Annotated in this window: 10 protein-coding genes; 6 read left to right on the top strand and 4 right to left on the bottom strand. The window is 46.7% G+C overall.

Annotated elements, in window-relative coordinates; all coding sequences use genetic code 11:
* Window positions 1–17 precede the first annotated feature (17 nt).
* Together dapE and dapD are read right to left on the bottom strand one after the other, a co-directional pair.
* Window positions 18–1169, bottom strand: coding sequence for a succinyl-diaminopimelate desuccinylase (gene dapE, locus FD961_RS06755; RefSeq protein ID WP_215393196.1), 1152 nt, complete (start codon window positions 1167–1169; stop codon window positions 18–20).
* 11 nt (window positions 1170–1180) lie between these two features.
* Complete coding sequence (gene dapD, locus FD961_RS06750) at window positions 1181–2008, bottom strand: 2,3,4,5-tetrahydropyridine-2,6-dicarboxylate N-succinyltransferase (RefSeq protein ID WP_215393195.1); 828 nt, start codon at window positions 2006–2008, stop codon at window positions 1181–1183.
* 175 nt (window positions 2009–2183) lie between these two features.
* Between dapD and smc the strand changes: the two genes are divergently transcribed.
* The 3 genes from smc to ligA are packed head-to-tail and all read left to right on the top strand — an operon-like array spanning window position 2184 to window position 8801.
* A complete protein-coding gene (gene smc, locus FD961_RS06745; RefSeq protein ID WP_215393194.1) occupies window positions 2184–5705 on the top strand; it encodes a chromosome segregation protein SMC in 3522 nt (1173 codons plus the stop codon).
* The gene (locus FD961_RS06740; protein WP_251371244.1) at window positions 5706–6776 is read left to right on the top strand and encodes a cell division protein ZipA C-terminal FtsZ-binding domain-containing protein; all 1071 of its coding nucleotides are present in this window, start codon (window positions 5706–5708) and stop codon (window positions 6774–6776) included.
* Between the two features lie 9 nt (window positions 6777–6785).
* Window positions 6786–8801, top strand: a complete 2016-nt coding sequence (gene ligA, locus FD961_RS06735) for an NAD-dependent DNA ligase LigA (RefSeq protein ID WP_215393193.1) — start codon at window positions 6786–6788, stop codon at window positions 8799–8801.
* Window positions 8802–8805: 4 nt separating this feature from the next.
* Here ligA and FD961_RS06730 read toward each other — a convergent pair whose 3' ends face one another.
* A complete protein-coding gene (locus FD961_RS06730; RefSeq protein WP_215393192.1) occupies window positions 8806–11403 on the bottom strand; it encodes a [protein-PII] uridylyltransferase in 2598 nt (865 codons plus the stop codon).
* 4 nt (window positions 11404–11407) lie between these two features.
* Window positions 11408–12244, bottom strand: coding sequence for a type I methionyl aminopeptidase (map, locus tag FD961_RS06725; protein WP_215393191.1), 837 nt, complete (start codon window positions 12242–12244; stop codon window positions 11408–11410).
* Window positions 12245–12512: 268 nt separating this feature from the next.
* Between map and rpsB the strand changes: the two genes are divergently transcribed.
* From rpsB to pyrH, 3 genes are all read left to right on the top strand, one after another.
* Window positions 12513–13262, top strand: coding sequence for a 30S ribosomal protein S2 (gene rpsB / locus FD961_RS06720; RefSeq protein WP_071467757.1), 750 nt, complete (start codon window positions 12513–12515; stop codon window positions 13260–13262).
* Window positions 13262–14146 (top strand): translation elongation factor Ts, encoded by an 885-nt coding sequence (tsf, locus tag FD961_RS06715; protein ID WP_071467758.1) that lies wholly within the window; start codon window positions 13262–13264, stop codon window positions 14144–14146. Before rpsB ends, tsf begins: the two co-directional genes overlap by 1 nt.
* A 185-nt stretch (window positions 14147–14331) precedes the next feature.
* Window positions 14332–15042 (top strand): UMP kinase, encoded by a 711-nt coding sequence (gene pyrH / locus FD961_RS06710; RefSeq protein WP_071467759.1) that lies wholly within the window; start codon window positions 14332–14334, stop codon window positions 15040–15042.
* Window positions 15043–15045 lie beyond the last annotated feature (3 nt).

Raw genomic sequence — 15045 nt, 5'->3', positions numbered from 1 at the left:
GAGGGGCGGTAGCTAGCTTAAGCAATCAGTTGCTCAAGCGTTTTGCGATAAATATTTTTGAGGGGCTCAACATCATCCACAATCACACACTCGTCGATTTTGTGGCTAGTGGCATTGAGTGGGCCAAACTCTACAACCTCTTTGCAGACTTTGGCAATAAAGCGTCCATCACTTGTTCCACCAGTGGTCGATAGCACGGTATCTACTTGAGTTTCTGATTTGATCGCCTTGCGCAGTGCGCCCGCAAGATCGCCATCGCCAGTGATAAAGGGACTACCACCTAAGACCCAATCGATTTCAAAATCTAAGCCAGCATTTTTGAGGATAGTTTCAAGACGTTCGCGCAGCTGCTCTGGTTTGCTCTCAGTTGAAAAACGGAAATTGAAATCGACCACCAATTCACCGGGAATGACATTGTTTGCACCAGTGCCTGCATGAACGTTAGAGATTTGAAAGCTTGTCGGCTGAAAATACTCATTACCTTTATCCCACTCAGTTTCTACTAAAGCGGTAATCGCTGGAGCGGAAAGGTGAATTGGATTCTTGCCCAAGTGAGGGTAGGCAATATGCGCCTGAATACCTTTAACTTTGAGCTTGCCGGATAAAGAGCCGCGACGACCATTCTTAATCATGTCGCCTAGTTGATCAACCGAAGTTGGCTCGCCGATCACACAATAATCTAGGCGCTGACCATGCTTTTGTAGACGCTCACACATAATGACAGTGCCATCATTGGCGGGGCCTTCTTCATCGCTCGTAATTAAAAAAGCGATTGATCCCTCGTGATCAGGATGGGCGGTGACAAACTCTTCGGTAGCTACAACAAAACCTGCTAAAGAGGTTTTCATATCCGCAGCACCACGGCCATAAAGCATGCCGTCACGAATAGTAGGAGCGAATGGATTGCTCGTCCACTTTTCCAATGGTCCTGTTGGTACGACATCAGTATGACCAGCAAACACGAGTACCTTGCCTTGATCGCCTGCCTTCCCCTTTTTAATTGCCCACAAGTTAGTCACTTGAAAGTGATCGGGTCCACTCACAACACTCTCGGTATGAAAGCCGATCGCTTGAAGACGCTTTGCAATCAAATCTTGGCAGCCACCATCAGCTGGCGTAACAGAATGGCAGGAGATGAGAGCTTCAGTTAGCTCGAGAGTGGCGCTCATAAATAGTTTGCTTAGTCGCGGAGAAGTTCGTTGATGGCCGTCTTAGCCCTGGTTTGAGCATCCACCTTCTTCACGATGATGGCTGCATACAAACTGTATTTGCCACAAGCGGAAGGTAGGGAGCCTGGAACCACTACTGAGCCTGCAGGAACGCGACCGTAATGTACTTCGCCAGTCTCTCGGTCATAAATTTTGGTACTTTGACCAATATAGACGCCCATGGAGAGAACAGCATTTTCTTCAATAACAACCCCTTCGACGACCTCAGAACGGGCGCCAATAAAGCAGTTGTCTTCAATAATCACAGGACCAGCCTGAATTGGCTCCAAAACACCACCAATCCCAACGCCACCAGAAAGGTGTACGTTCTTACCAATTTGGGCACAAGAGCCAACGGTAGCCCAAGTATCGACCATGGTTCCTTCGCCGACGTAAGCGCCAATATTGACGTAAGAGGGCATTAAAACGGCATTTTTGCCAATAAATGAGCCGCGGCGGGCCATTGCAGGAGGAACTACACGGAAGCCACCGGCAGCAAAATCTGCTGCCGTGTAGCTTTCAAACTTACTAGGAACCTTGTCGTAGAACTGGGTATACCCACCAGCACCCATAGGTTTGTTGTCTTCTAGGCGGAAAGAGAGCAAAACGGCTTTCTTAACCCATTGATTTACTTCCCACTTGCCGACATCGCGGCGTTCGGCAACGCGGATGGAGCCTGCATTTAGGCCTTCTAGGACGGCATTTACAGCCTCGCGGATGTCCGCTGGAGCGCTATTAGGTGAGAGGTCGGCGCGGTTTTCCCAGGCTTGTTCGATGATGCTTTGTGGTGATTGGCTCATGCTTTTTAGTTAACTATCAGATTGTTAAGGGATTTTGTCCCTGGAGGTAGATTTATCATTATATCGATGGGGCAAAAAGGCGTCTAAGTAGCCTCAAGCTTGCTATCATCTTCCCACTTTAGATGTAATTTTTACCCCTTTATTTGAACCCTCTTTTTTCCCTGCAAAGTACGCCGTGCAACTGAAATCCATCAAACTTTCCGGCTTTAAGTCTTTCGTTGACCCAACCCATTTTGAAATGCCTGGCCAATTAATTGGTGTTGTAGGCCCTAACGGTTGCGGAAAGTCGAACATTATTGATGCTGTCCGTTGGGTTTTGGGTGAATCCCGCGCGAGTGAATTACGCGGTGAATCTATGCAGGACGTTATTTTTAATGGTTCTGGATTACGTAAGCCTTCTGGCCGTGCTAGCGTGGAACTCATTTTTGACAATACAGAAGGACGCGCTCAAGGACAGTGGGGCGCTTTTACAGAATTAGGTATTAAACGCGTTTTAACTCGTGATGGAAATTCGAGTTACTACGTTAATAATCAAGTTGTTCGTCGAAAAGATATTCAAGATATTTTCTTGGGTACCGGTATGGGTCCAAGAGGCTACGCCATTATTGGTCAAGGTACGATCAATCGCATCCTGGAATCAAAGCCGGAAGAATTGCGTGTGTTCTTGGAAGAAGCGGCTGGAGTTTCCAAATACAAAGAACGTCGCAAAGAAACTGCCTCTCGTTTAGAAGACACTGTTGAAAACTTAACGCGTGTTGAAGATATCTTGCGAGAGCTGGACCAACAGCTCACTCGCTTAGAAAAACAAGCTACTGTTGCCGAGCGACATGCAGAGCTTTCAACGCTGATGAAATCGCAGCAACAGCTACTTTGGTTTGTACGTCAAACTGAGGCTGGTAAAGAGCAAGAGCGCCATGCTAATGGTATTCGGGACACTCAGGTAGGGCTTGAAGAGCAGACCGCTAAGCTACGCCACGCTGAGGCTGAGCTTGAGACTATGCGTACTCAGCAATATGCATTGCAAGATAAGGTATCTGAAGCGCAAGGCGAGCTTTATCAGACGAACTCTGATGTCAGTCAAGTAGAGTCACAGATTCATTATGTGCAAGAAGCGCGTCAACGCCTGCAACAACAAACCCAAGATTTACAAGCACAGTTGCAACGTTGGACTGTGCAAGAAACAGATGCTGCTCAGGCACAACGAACTGCCGAATATGAGTTAAGCGAAGCTTCTGAAAAAGAACAGACTTTATTGGCGAGCTTAAGTGGTTTGCAAGACCAAATGCCAGGCTGTGAAGAAACTTATCAAACTGCCTCACGAGATTTGAATCAAGCGCGCGAGACATTGGCAACGATTGAACAGCGTCTTGCTAGTTTGGGTGAGCGTATACGTGCCATGTCAGCTCAATCTGATGAACTCAAAGGGCGCGAAGCGCGCTTGACGGGTGAGTTAGATGCAATGCGTAGACCCGATGCGGAAGCTTTGCAAATGGCGGTTGATCGTCATGCCATGGCACAACGTAAAGTGGAAGAAGCAAAGCAGCGTGCTGGTGAAACGCAACAACGTGTGCCTGCTGCTGATGAGGCTCGCAACACTGCTCAACAAAAAATTCAGGCTGCCAATCAAGATTTGGCACAGACTGAGGCAAAGTTAACTGCTTTAACTGCGTTGCAGGCAAGCGTACAGGCCCAAGGCAAAATTGGTCCTTGGCTAGAAAGTAAAGGCCTCAAAGAAAGTAAGCGTCTCTGGCAAGAACTTAAGGTGGAGAGTGGCTGGGAAGCTGCTCTAGAGTCAGTCTTGCGTGAACGCCTGGCTGCAGTTACCGCAAAGAGCGTCCAAGAAACATTGGCATTAGCCAATGATGCGCCTCCAAGCCGATTAGCTATTTTGCTGACAGAAGAGATTACTCCTGCACACACTACAGTCCCAGCAGATTTCACGCCTTTACTGAGTCGCGTTCAAAGCGCTGGTGCACCAAGACTCACTTCAGTGCTGCAAGAGTGGTTAGACAATATTTATATTGCTACTAGTTTGGAAGATGCATTGCATCGTCGTGAAAAATTACCAGCAGGCGGTGCGTTTGTAACTCAACAAGGTCATTTAGTTAGTCGTGTTGGTGTTCAGCTATATGCCGCCGATTCTGAGCAAGCAGGTATGTTGGCTCGCGCTCAAGAGATGGAAAGTCTCGAGAAGCAGTTGCGTGCTCAAAAACTGATGCAAAGTGAATTACAAGGTGAGTTGGATCAATGCGTTGCTAACTATCAAGCGGCGCATCAAGCAGCAGAACAAGCCCGCATCAACGCTGAGCAAACTGTTCAAGAAGCGCATGGTTTTGAAGTTGAAAGAATGCAGTTGACGCAAGCTGAAGAGCAGTACAGTCAACGCGCTGCACAAATTCAGGGTGAGTTAAGTGAGCTGCGCCAGCAAGGGGAGCAGCTAAGCCTGACTCAAGGGCAGGCTAATGAAGAGTTGGCGCAATCGGAAGAGTCTAAACAAGGCTTCCAAGAAGCACTGGCAACCGCTCAAGAAAAATTAGAACTCTCGACCCAAGAACGAGATCGTTTACGTGAATCATTACGGGTTGCTGAGATGGCTGCGCAAGAGGCAGCTTTTGCAACCCGCTCATTGCAACAGCGCATTGCTGACTTGCAGCGTGATCAAAGTACAGCTCGCACACAGATCATGGAGATTCAAGATAAACATGATCTAGCTACTAAAGAGCTCGAAACTTTAAGTGACGAAGAGGCGCAAGATAAGTTACAAGGTCTTTTACTTGCTCGTAGTGCTCGTGAGGCTGCTTTGGCAAATGCCCGTACTGAGCAAGACGCCTTATTGCATCAATTGCGTGAAGCGGATGAAGCGCGTATGCAGGTAGAGCGCAGCTTACAGCCTATGCGTGACAAGGTAGTGGATTTGCAGCTCCGTGAACAAGCGGCTCGTTTAAATTTCGAACAATTTGCTACTTTATTGGCGGATGCAGAAGCAGACTTAATCGCTTTGGAAGCGAATTTTAGTCCTGACCTCAAAGTAGGCGCCTTGCAAACCGAAGTCAATCGTTTGAGTACAGAAATCCAGTCTTTAGGTCCAGTAAATATGGCCGCGCTTGATGAATTGTCTAGCTCACGTGAGCGTAAACAATTCTTGGATGCCCAATCCGCTGACTTGAATGAAGCAATGCAGACTTTGACTGACGCTATTGCGAAGATCGATGCCGAGACTCGCGATTTGTTGCAAGGCACCTTTGATCAAGTAAACAGCCACTTTGGCAAACTGTTCCCTGAGCTGTTTGGTGGTGGCCATGCAGAATTGGTGATGACTGGTGAAGAGATTTTGGACTCCGGTGTACAAGTGATGGCTCAACCTCCAGGCAAGAAAAATAGCAGCATTTACTTGCTCTCAGGTGGTGAAAAAGCATTGACTGCTATTGCTCTGGTCTTCTCACTCTTCCTCTTGAACCCAGCCCCATTCTGTTTATTAGATGAGGTAGATGCGCCATTAGACGATGCAAATACCTTGCGCTATGCTCAGCTAGTTGCCAAAATGTCAGATAAGACACAGTTTTTGTTTATCTCGCACAACAAGATTACTATGGAAATCGCTAATCAACTGATTGGTGTCACGATGCAAGAGCAAGGCGTATCCCGCATTGTTGCTGTGGATATCTCTTCAGCCGTCTCAATGGTGGAGGCCGCCTAAGTGTACGTAGAACAAATCATGACGATGCTGGGCCTGTCTGATTTGCAATTCGCTTTGGCTGCAATTGGGTTGTTGATCTTGATTGCAGTAGCAATCTTGAATTTCAAATACTCACGCGCTCGTCGTAAGGCAAAAGAGCAGAGCCAATCTGCTATGGATGAGCGTTTTGCTCGTGAGCCCAGTTTTGGGCAGGGTTTTGCAGATGCTGGCGAACGTGCAGAGCCTAGTTTTGGTGAACCATTATCGAGCGCTACAAGCACTTCCGAAAAATTTGTGATTGATCCTCGTATTGATTGCGTCATAACACTCCGGTTTGATGAGAGTATCAGTGGTGCAGAAATCTTGGCAGAGATTTCTGCTTGGAATGATCTACACGTAAAGCCATCTGCAAGGTGGATATGCGAAGGCTTAAATGCTGACCAAGATGCCGCTGAAGACTGGGAAGAGTTAAAGCCAGAATCAACTTATTCCGAGCTCCAGCTTGCCATTCAGTTAGCTAGCCGTCGCGGTGCTATTGGGGTTTTAGAGTTATCTGACTTTTGCTCTCGCGTACAAGCGCTTGCTGATACCTTGGGCTCTCAAATAGACATGCCTAGTGTTAACACTATGCTGGAAAGTGCCAAAGAGTTAGATGTGATGGCGGCAGATAGCGATATTCAGTTGAGTATCAACGTGCTGTTTGATGAGTCTTGCCCTTGGGGCAATTTTGATGCCTTAATGCGTCAACGCGGATTCAAATTGGCTCGTAACGGTAGGCAATATGAGTTTCATAGCAACGGTAAATCCATCTTTAATAGCGCTGACTTAGATCCCAATAAGCCTGTTACTCAACTCACACTACTTCTAGAAGTTCCCTTGGTGCCCCAAGATGATCGCGCCTTTGAAAGAATGTTGGGTGAAGGTGTTGAGATTGCTCAGGCCGCCAATGGCCGCTTGGTTGATGACAATGGCATTAATTTAAGTGAGGCAGCAGTCATTAGTATTCGTCAGCACTTGGATGTGCTCTATGCCAATCTTGAGAGATACGGCATTCCAGCGGGCTCTTCAACAGCCAGCAGACTATTTAGCTAAGGAATTGTCTTGTCGTCTAATAGTCCGACAAATTTAGCGGAGCGTTACGCATTTTTACAAGCCGAGCTTGCCCGTCTTGAGCATGCGTATTACGTTTTAGATAATCCACTACTTCCTGATATTGAATACGATCGACTCTATCGTGAGTTATTGGAGATTGAAGTGACCCACCCTGAGTGGGTAACATCAGAGTCACTCTCTCAAAGAGTGGGTGGTGCAGCCTTAAAAGAATTTGATTCAGTTACCCATCAAGTGCCGATGCTTTCACTCAATAACGCATTTGAGGATGCAGAGTTGATTGCCTTTGATCGACGTTGTCGAGAGGCTTTGCATGCAGATCATGTGACCTATGCAGGTGAGCTGAAGTTTGATGGCTTAGCTATTTCCCTTCGTTATGAAAATGGCTTATTGATCACTGCTGCAACCCGGGGCGACGGTGCTAGCGGCGAGGACGTTACGGCAAATATCAAAACTATTCGCGCTATTCCACTGAAGTTAACAGGTAAGAATATTCCTCAAGTTTTAGAGGTTCGTGGTGAAGTCTTTATGTATCTCAAAGATTTCCAAAAAATGAATCAACAGGCGGCGGCTACAGGTGAAAGAGAGTTTGCCAATCCTCGTAATGCTGCTGCAGGCAGCTTGCGCCAACTAGATTCCAAGATCACCGCCAAAAGACCACTTTCTTTCTTTGCCTATGGCCTGGGCGCCCTTGAGCCACAGTCTTGGTTGCCTAAAACACATGAAGAATTGCTCAATGCTTATGCAGAATTAGGCTTGCCAGTATGTGCAGAGCGTAAAGTGCTGCACTCCGTAAATGAAATCTTAGCCTTCTATAACGAGATTGGCGCTAAGCGTGATTCCTTGCCCTATGACATTGATGGGGTTGTTTATAAAGTTAATTCATTTGCAGAACAAGCAAAGCTTGGCTTTGTATCTAGGGCTCCACGTTTTGCCTTGGCACATAAATATCCAGCGCAAGAGGCGTTGACTACTGTTTTGGGAATTGATGTACAGGTAGGTCGTACGGGCGCAATTACTCCAGTAGCAAGGCTAGCTCCAGTCGAAGTGGGTGGTGTCACTGTTACCAATGCTACGTTGCACAATGAAGATGAAGTCAAACGCAAGGATGTGCGCATTGGTGATACTGTTTCAGTGCGTAGGGCAGGAGACGTCATTCCTGAGGTGGTATCAGTGATTAAAGATCGCCGACCAATAGATGCGCTAGAGTTTGTCATGCCTACCCGCTGTCCGGTTTGCGATTCTCATATTGAGCGCTTAGCTGATGAGGCGGTAGCGCGATGCAGTGGTGGATTATTTTGTGGTGCACAACGTAAGCAAGCGTTAATTCACTTTGCTCATAGAAGGGCGCTTGATATTGAGGGTCTAGGTGAGAAGATTGTGGATCAATTAGTGGATCAAAATCTCGTTAGAACACCAGCAGATCTCTATAGGTTGGGATTTTCTGCCTTAGCAAATCTAGAGCGGATGGGCGAGAAGTCGGCAGACAATCTGATTCAGGCAATTAACCAATCCAGAAATACCACTCTAGCTAGATTTATCTTCGCTTTGGGTATTCGTCATGTGGGCGAGACTACTGCAAAGGATTTGGCCAACCACTATCAGTCCATGCATGCCCTCATGGATGCCAGCATGGACGACCTACTGACTGTGAAGGACGTTGGCCCAGTAGTAGCAGACTCCATTACGAGTTTTATGGAAGAAGCACATAACCGTGAGGTGATTGAACAACTTCTCGCATCTGGAATGCAGCTTGCTGTTGAGGAAAAAATCATTAGTGCAGCAGTAGCAGGCAAAACATTTGTCCTAACGGGAACTTTTCCAACCCTCACAAGAGATGAAGCTAAAGATCTACTTGAAAAAGCAGGGGCCAAAGTGGCAGGCTCAGTTTCTAAGAGGACGGATTATGTCGTTGCGGGCACAGATGCTGGTAGCAAGCTCACCAAAGCAGAAGAGTTGGGTGTGCCAGTAATTGATGAAGCCGCAATGCTGGATTTATTGAAATAAGGGATTAAGCCCCTAAAGCTTCCAACAACTCTGTCTCAAGCTGGATCTGTAGCTTTGGATTCTTGCCCAAGTTAGCAGCATCCAAAAGAAGAATGTCTTCCACTCGCTCACCAAGAGTATTAATCCTTGCTGTATGAATCGATACTTGATGTTTGGCTAACACTCTAGAGATGGTGTAGAGCAGGCCTGTACGATCACTCGCAGAGAGAGCCAGGGTGTAATAGCGACCCCGGTCATCTGGAACCATGTGAACCCGCGGTTGAATTGGGAAGGTGCGTGACTGCCGAGAGAGGCGACCCATGCTTGGGTTGGGTAGTGGATCTGCGGTTGTTAATGCTTGTGTTAATTCAAACTCAACCAGTTGAATGAGATCGCGATAACTACCGCCTTCATCAACTAGATTGCTACCAGAGATTTGGAAGGTATCAAGAGCGTAGCCATGGCGAGTCGTATGAATGCGGGCATCCCAAATTGAGAATCCATGTCTTTCAAAGTAGGCGCAGATTCTGGCAAAAAGATCTTCTTGGTCTTTAACATAGACGGCTATCTGCAAACCTTCGCCGATAGGTGAAAGTCTTGCTCTCACAATCGGCTCATCGCTATTTACTTTGTTATAAAGATGGCGAGTTAACCAAGCAATGTCTGATGAGTCTTGCCTGAGGAAGAATGCAACATCTAATTGTTTCCATAACTCCTCATAAGACTCATCGTTAATGCCATAGAGACGGAGTTTGGCTTTGGATTCTTCTTGGTGTTGAGCTAGCTCTGAGTTGGCATCTGGTTTCGCACCACCCAATACTCTTAGGGTCGCACGATAGAGGTCCTCTAGTAATTTGCCTTTCCAAGCATTCCAAACTTTAGGGCTGGTGCCACGGACATCTGCAACCGTAAGGAGGTAGAGGGCAGTGAGGTGGCGCTCATCACCGACTTTCTTGGCAAAGGCTCTAATCACATCTGGATCAGTAATATCTTGCTTCTGAGCCACCTGACTCATATTCAGATGCTCTGCAACAAGCCACACTAAAAGTTCAGTGTCTTGTTTATCTAGGCCATGATCTTTTGCAAACTTGCGTGTGTCGGCTTTCCCCAGTTGAGAGTGATCCCCGCCGCGCCCTTTGGCGATATCGTGAAATAGAGCCGCAATCACGAGTAACCAAGGTTTCTCAAAATGGGCAATTAGGCCACTGCAAAAAGGAAACTCATGGGTATATTCCACCACCATGAAACGACGGACATTCCGCAAGACCATCAAGATATGCTGATCGACTGTGTATATGTGAAATAAGTCGTGCTGCATTTGCCCAACAATTCTTCTAAAGGCAGGCAAATACCTTCCTAAGACGCTACTGCGATTCATAAGTTGGAATGCGCGGCTGACACCTTCAGGCTGCTTAAGAATCTCAATAAATAAAGCGCGATTAATGGGGTTGGCACGCCACTTGCTATCCATTTTTTGACGAGCGTTGTATAGCGCTCTAAAGATGGTGGCAGAGAGACTCTTGACATTAGCAGTCTGTGCAAAGACTAAGAAGGTTCGCAAAATTTGCTCGGGGTGCTTCTGAAACAGTTGTGGATCAGTGATATCCAAGACGCCTTGACGCTCAATGAAGAACTCATTCCCCTCACCAGGGATGGGGAGTATCGTTTTTGATTCTTGTGGAAACAGCAGGGCCTCAATGTTTTGCATCAATACATCGTTTAACTGAGTAACGGCTTTTGCTGCCCAGTAGTAGCGACGCATGATCGCTTCGCTAGCCTGGCGTGATGAGTCAGTTTCAATACCCATGACTTTGGCAAGGGGTGCCTGCAAGTCAAAAGCAATGACGTCTTGACGCCGACCGGCTAGTAGATGCAGATTAGCCCTAAGGGTCTCTAGAAAACGTTGGTTACGGTTTAATTCCGTAAGCTCACGCTGCGTCACTAAACCTGCTTGGTTTAGGTCCTTAAAGGTGTCACCGAGTAAAGCCGCTTTACTGACCCAAGAAATAACCTGTAAATCACGCAAACCACCAGGGCTTTCTTTGCAGTTGGGCTCAAGAGAATAAGGGGTGTTCTGATACTTGTAATGCCGCTGAATTTGTTCTGCCTGTTTTGCTTGGAAGAATATCTTTGGGTCCATCGCAGATTCAAAGGCAGTAGCAAATTCTTTAAAAAGTATTTTCTTACCGCAGATGAGGCGCGCCTCAAGCAAAGAAGTGCGCACGGTAATATCTTGTTCGGATTCAGAGATACATTCGGCAACAGTTCTGACTGAGGAGCCAATCTCCAGTCCGGTATCCCAGCAGCTAGCAACGAATTGCTCTACTTTTGCTGATAAGGACTCAGCTGACTTAGTATCTGCTGGAAGCAAGATCAAGATATCAATATCAGAGTAAGGAAATAGGGCGCCCCTACCGAAGCCGCCAACCGCTACCAAAGTAGCTTCATTATTTAAGCCACAGTTATTCCATAGTTGACTTAGTAGTTGGTCAGTCAGTTTGCTAAGTTGCTTAGTGAGTTTTCCAACGGCCTGAGTTTGCTTGAACTCAGCGTACGCAATTTCTCGGGCAGCACGCAATCCAGCGGCATCAGTAATTTTGTTTGTCACTGGAGGCTTGCTCATCAATTTAGATGTTGGCTACAGCAGGCCTAAAAGCAAGGCCTTTAACGCAATCAGGCGGAGGATTGCTGCCTTCTGACCAGGTCAATACTTCAACACCGCTTGAAGTTACCAGAAGCGTATGTTCCCATTGAGTAGAGAGGCTGCGATCTTTGGTTTTAACTGTCCATTGATCCGGCATCGTGCGAATATCTCGACGACCAGCATTGATCATTGGCTCAATGGTGAACGTCATGCCGGCTTGTAGTTTTTCACCGGTTCCTGGTCGACCATAATGCAGAATCTGAGGATCTTGATGAAATACTTTGCCGATGCCGTGACCACAATATTCGCGGACAACGGAATAGCCCGCTTTTTCTGCATGCGTTTGTATCACGTGACCAATGTCACCCAGTGAAGCGCCGGGTTTGACTTGAGCAATACCAAGCCACATACATTCAAAAGTAATTTGGGTTAGGCGCTTTGCCATGACTGATACTTCACCAACCATAAACATGCGGCTGGTATCACCATAGTAACCATCTGGAGTGATGACGGTGATATCTAGATTTACTACGTCACCATTTTTAAGAACTTTTTCTCCAGGAATGCCATGACAAATCACATCGTTCACTGAAGTACAAATCGATGCAGGAAAGGGTGGGTAGCCAGGAGGTTGGTAATTTAGTGGCGCGGGAATCGTTTTTTGAACATCACGCATATATTCATGGCAAATCCGATCTAGTTCGCCAGTAGTTACCCCAGCAACAACGTGGGGGCTTACATGGTCCAACACCTCGCTGGCCAAACGGCCAGCTTCTCGCATCCCTTGGATGTCTTTTTCTGCAGTAAACACACTATTCATTCCTTGATTATCAACGACTTGAGTCCCTTTGGCTTGGCTTATTTGCTTAAAATTTAGGCAGTATTCCTCATTTTGATGCATTCTGATGCGATTTTGGGATTCCCCATCTGCTGGTAAGTAAGGGTAGGGCTGGCTAGATCCTTGATATTTAAGCTATAATTTCGTTCTCAGGTCTATTTTGGACTTGAAATCGCGAGTTGAGCCTTCCAGGGTGGCGTTTTTTAGCGCAGCTAGGACTCAACTTTAGAAACAACCCTTAGGAGAAGTTATGTCAGTAACTATGCGTCAAATGCTGGAAGCCGGTTGCCATTTTGGTCACCAAACACGCTTCTGGTCCCCAAAGATGGCCCCATTTATTTTCGGTCATCGCAATAAGATCCACATTATCAACTTGGAAAAAACATTGCCAATGTTTCAGGATGCCCTGAAATTTGCAAAACAAGTTGCTGCTAATCGTGGCACGATTTTGTTTGTTGGTACTAAGCGTCAATCACGCGAGATCATTGCTGAAGAAGCTGCTCGTGCTGGTATGCCTTACATCGACAGCCGTTGGTTGGGCGGTACGCTCACTAACTTTAAAACCGTTAAAGGTTCCCTCAAGCGTTTGAAGGATATGGAAGTTGCTAAAGAAGCTGGCGACTGGGAAAAGCTTTCCAAGAAAGAGGCTTTGACTAATGACCGTGATCTCGATAAGTTGCAAAAAGCGCTTGGCGGTATCAAAGATTTGAATGGTGTTCCAGATGCGATTTTCGTAGTGGACGTCGGTTATCACAAGATTGCTATTACTGAAGCTAACAAGCTTGGTATTCCAGTGATCGCTGTTGTGGATACCAACCACTCACCAGAAGGTGTTGATTACATCATCCCTGGTAACGATGACTCCAGCAAGGCTGTAACCCTCTATGCACGTGGCATTGCAGACGCAATCCTCGAAGGCAAAGCAAACTCTGTTCAAGAAATCTTGACAGCAGTTAAAGAGGGCGAAGAAGAGTTCGTTGAAGAAGGGAAAGCTGAATAATGGCCGCTATTACCGCTGCAATGGTTGGCGAGTTACGCGCCAAAACTGATGCTCCGATGATGGAGTGCAAAAAAGCTTTGACAGAGGCTGATGGTGATATGGCTCGTGCAGAAGAAATTCTGCGTGTCAAACTGGGTAGTAAGGCTGGTAAAGCCGCTTCACGTGTTACTGCTGAAGGTATCGTTGCAACTGCAATCAATGGCAGCACTGGCGCATTGCTTGAAGTGAACTGCGAAACAGACTTTGTTTCTAAGAATGATGACTTCTTGGCATTCGTAAATGATTGCGTAAAGTTGGTTGCTGAAAAGAACCCTGCTGACGTTGCAGCTTTGCTCGCATTGCCTTTAAACGGTCAAACTGTTGATGAAGTTCGTAGCGCATTGATCGGTAAGATCGGTGAGAACATCATGCCACGTCGCTTTAAGCGTTTCTCTGGAAGCAATAAGTTAGTTTCTTACCTCCATGGCACCCGCATTGGTGTAGTGGTTGAGTTTGAAGGTGACGACGCTGCTGCTAAAGACGTTGCTATGCACGTTGCAGCAATGAAGCCAGTAGCTTTGTCTATGGCCGACGTTCCTGCTGAATCAATTGCGATTGAGCGTAGCGTTGCCGTTCAAAAGGCTGCTGAATCTGGCAAACCACCAGAAATCGTTGAGAAGATGGTTGAAGGTTCTATTCAGAAGTACCTTAAAGAGGTCTCTTTGTTGAACCAAACTTTCGTCAAAAACGATAAGCAAACCGTTGAGCAAATGCTCAAGGCCGCTAATACAACAGTTAAAGGTTTTACTATGTTTGTTGTAGGTGAGGGCATTGAGAAGCGCCAAGACGACTTTGCTGCTGAAGTAGCTGCTCAAGTGGCTGCTGCCTCTAAAGCAACTGCTTAATTAGCTAGCCTGGGGCTAGCCCCAGTAGCTTGGCAATACCCAAAAGGGCATGGAAACCTTAGTTTCTGTGCCCTTTTGTTTGATCTCCAGCAAGCCCTTTATAATTTGGTTAATACATTAAAAAGTACTTAAAGATCAATAAGCTAAGTATGTAAAGTGCTTAGCAAATTACGGAAAATCAAAACATGCCAGGCTATAAACGCGTCCTCCTCAAATTATCTGGTGAAGCCCTTATGGGAGATGATGCTTTTGGCATCAATCCAGTCACCATCGATTCCATGGTTTCTGAAATTGCTCAAGTAGTCAGTAGCGGTGTTGAACTGGCTATCGTCATTGGCGGCGGAAATATTTTCCGCGGCGTTGCCGGCGGTGCTGCAGGCATGGATCGTGCAACAGCTGACTACATGGGAATGTTGGCGACCATGATGAACTCACTCGCATTGCAAGATGCTTTGCGTCAAAAAGGGGTTGAAGCTCGGGTTCAGTCTGCCCTCAGAATGGACCAAGTGGTAGAGCCCTATATTCGTCCTCGTGCGATCCGTGCGATGGGTGAGGGCAAGGTGGTGATCTTTGCTGCGGGTACAGGTAACCCATTCTTTACAACTGACACTGCTGCCGCTTTGCGTGGTGCCGAGATGGGGGTGGAGATCATGCTTAAGGCAACTAAGGTTGATGGCATCTATAGCGCCGATCCAGTAAAAGACCCAACGGCAACTTTATATAAGACCATCACATTTGATGAGGCAATCATCAAGAACTTACAAGTCATGGATGCTACAGCGTTTGCATTGTGCCGTGACCGTAAATTACCAATCAAAGTATTTTCAATTCTGAAGCCAGGCGCATTAATGCGCGTAGTGCAGGGTGAAGCTGAAGGTACTTTGGTGCACGCTTAATAG

It is taken from the genome of Polynucleobacter sp. TSB-Sco08W16, from assembly GCF_018687455.1.
Lineage (GTDB): Bacteria > Pseudomonadota > Gammaproteobacteria > Burkholderiales > Burkholderiaceae > Polynucleobacter.
Note: the sequence above shows the minus strand (reverse complement) of the source record. Positions and strands in the feature narration are given on the sequence as shown.

Bases quoted from the DNA above. Each gene is read 5' to 3' on its own strand.
- map (WP_215393191.1), bottom strand. From the start codon at position 12,244: ATGAATAGTGTGTTTACTGCAGAAAAAGACATCCAAGGGATGCGAGAA.
- FD961_RS06730 (WP_215393192.1), bottom strand. From the start codon at position 11,403: ATGAGCAAGCCTCCAGTGACAAACAAAATTACTGATGCCGCTGGATTG.
- tsf (WP_071467758.1), top strand. From the start codon at position 13,262: ATGGCCGCTATTACCGCTGCAATGGTTGGCGAGTTACGCGCCAAAACT.
- rpsB (WP_071467757.1), top strand. From the start codon at position 12,513: ATGTCAGTAACTATGCGTCAAATGCTGGAAGCCGGTTGCCATTTTGGT.
- dapD (WP_215393195.1), bottom strand. From the start codon at position 2,008: ATGAGCCAATCACCACAAAGCATCATCGAACAAGCCTGGGAAAACCGC.
- pyrH (WP_071467759.1), top strand. From the start codon at position 14,332: ATGCCAGGCTATAAACGCGTCCTCCTCAAATTATCTGGTGAAGCCCTT.
- dapE (WP_215393196.1), bottom strand. From the start codon at position 1,169: ATGAGCGCCACTCTCGAGCTAACTGAAGCTCTCATCTCCTGCCATTCT.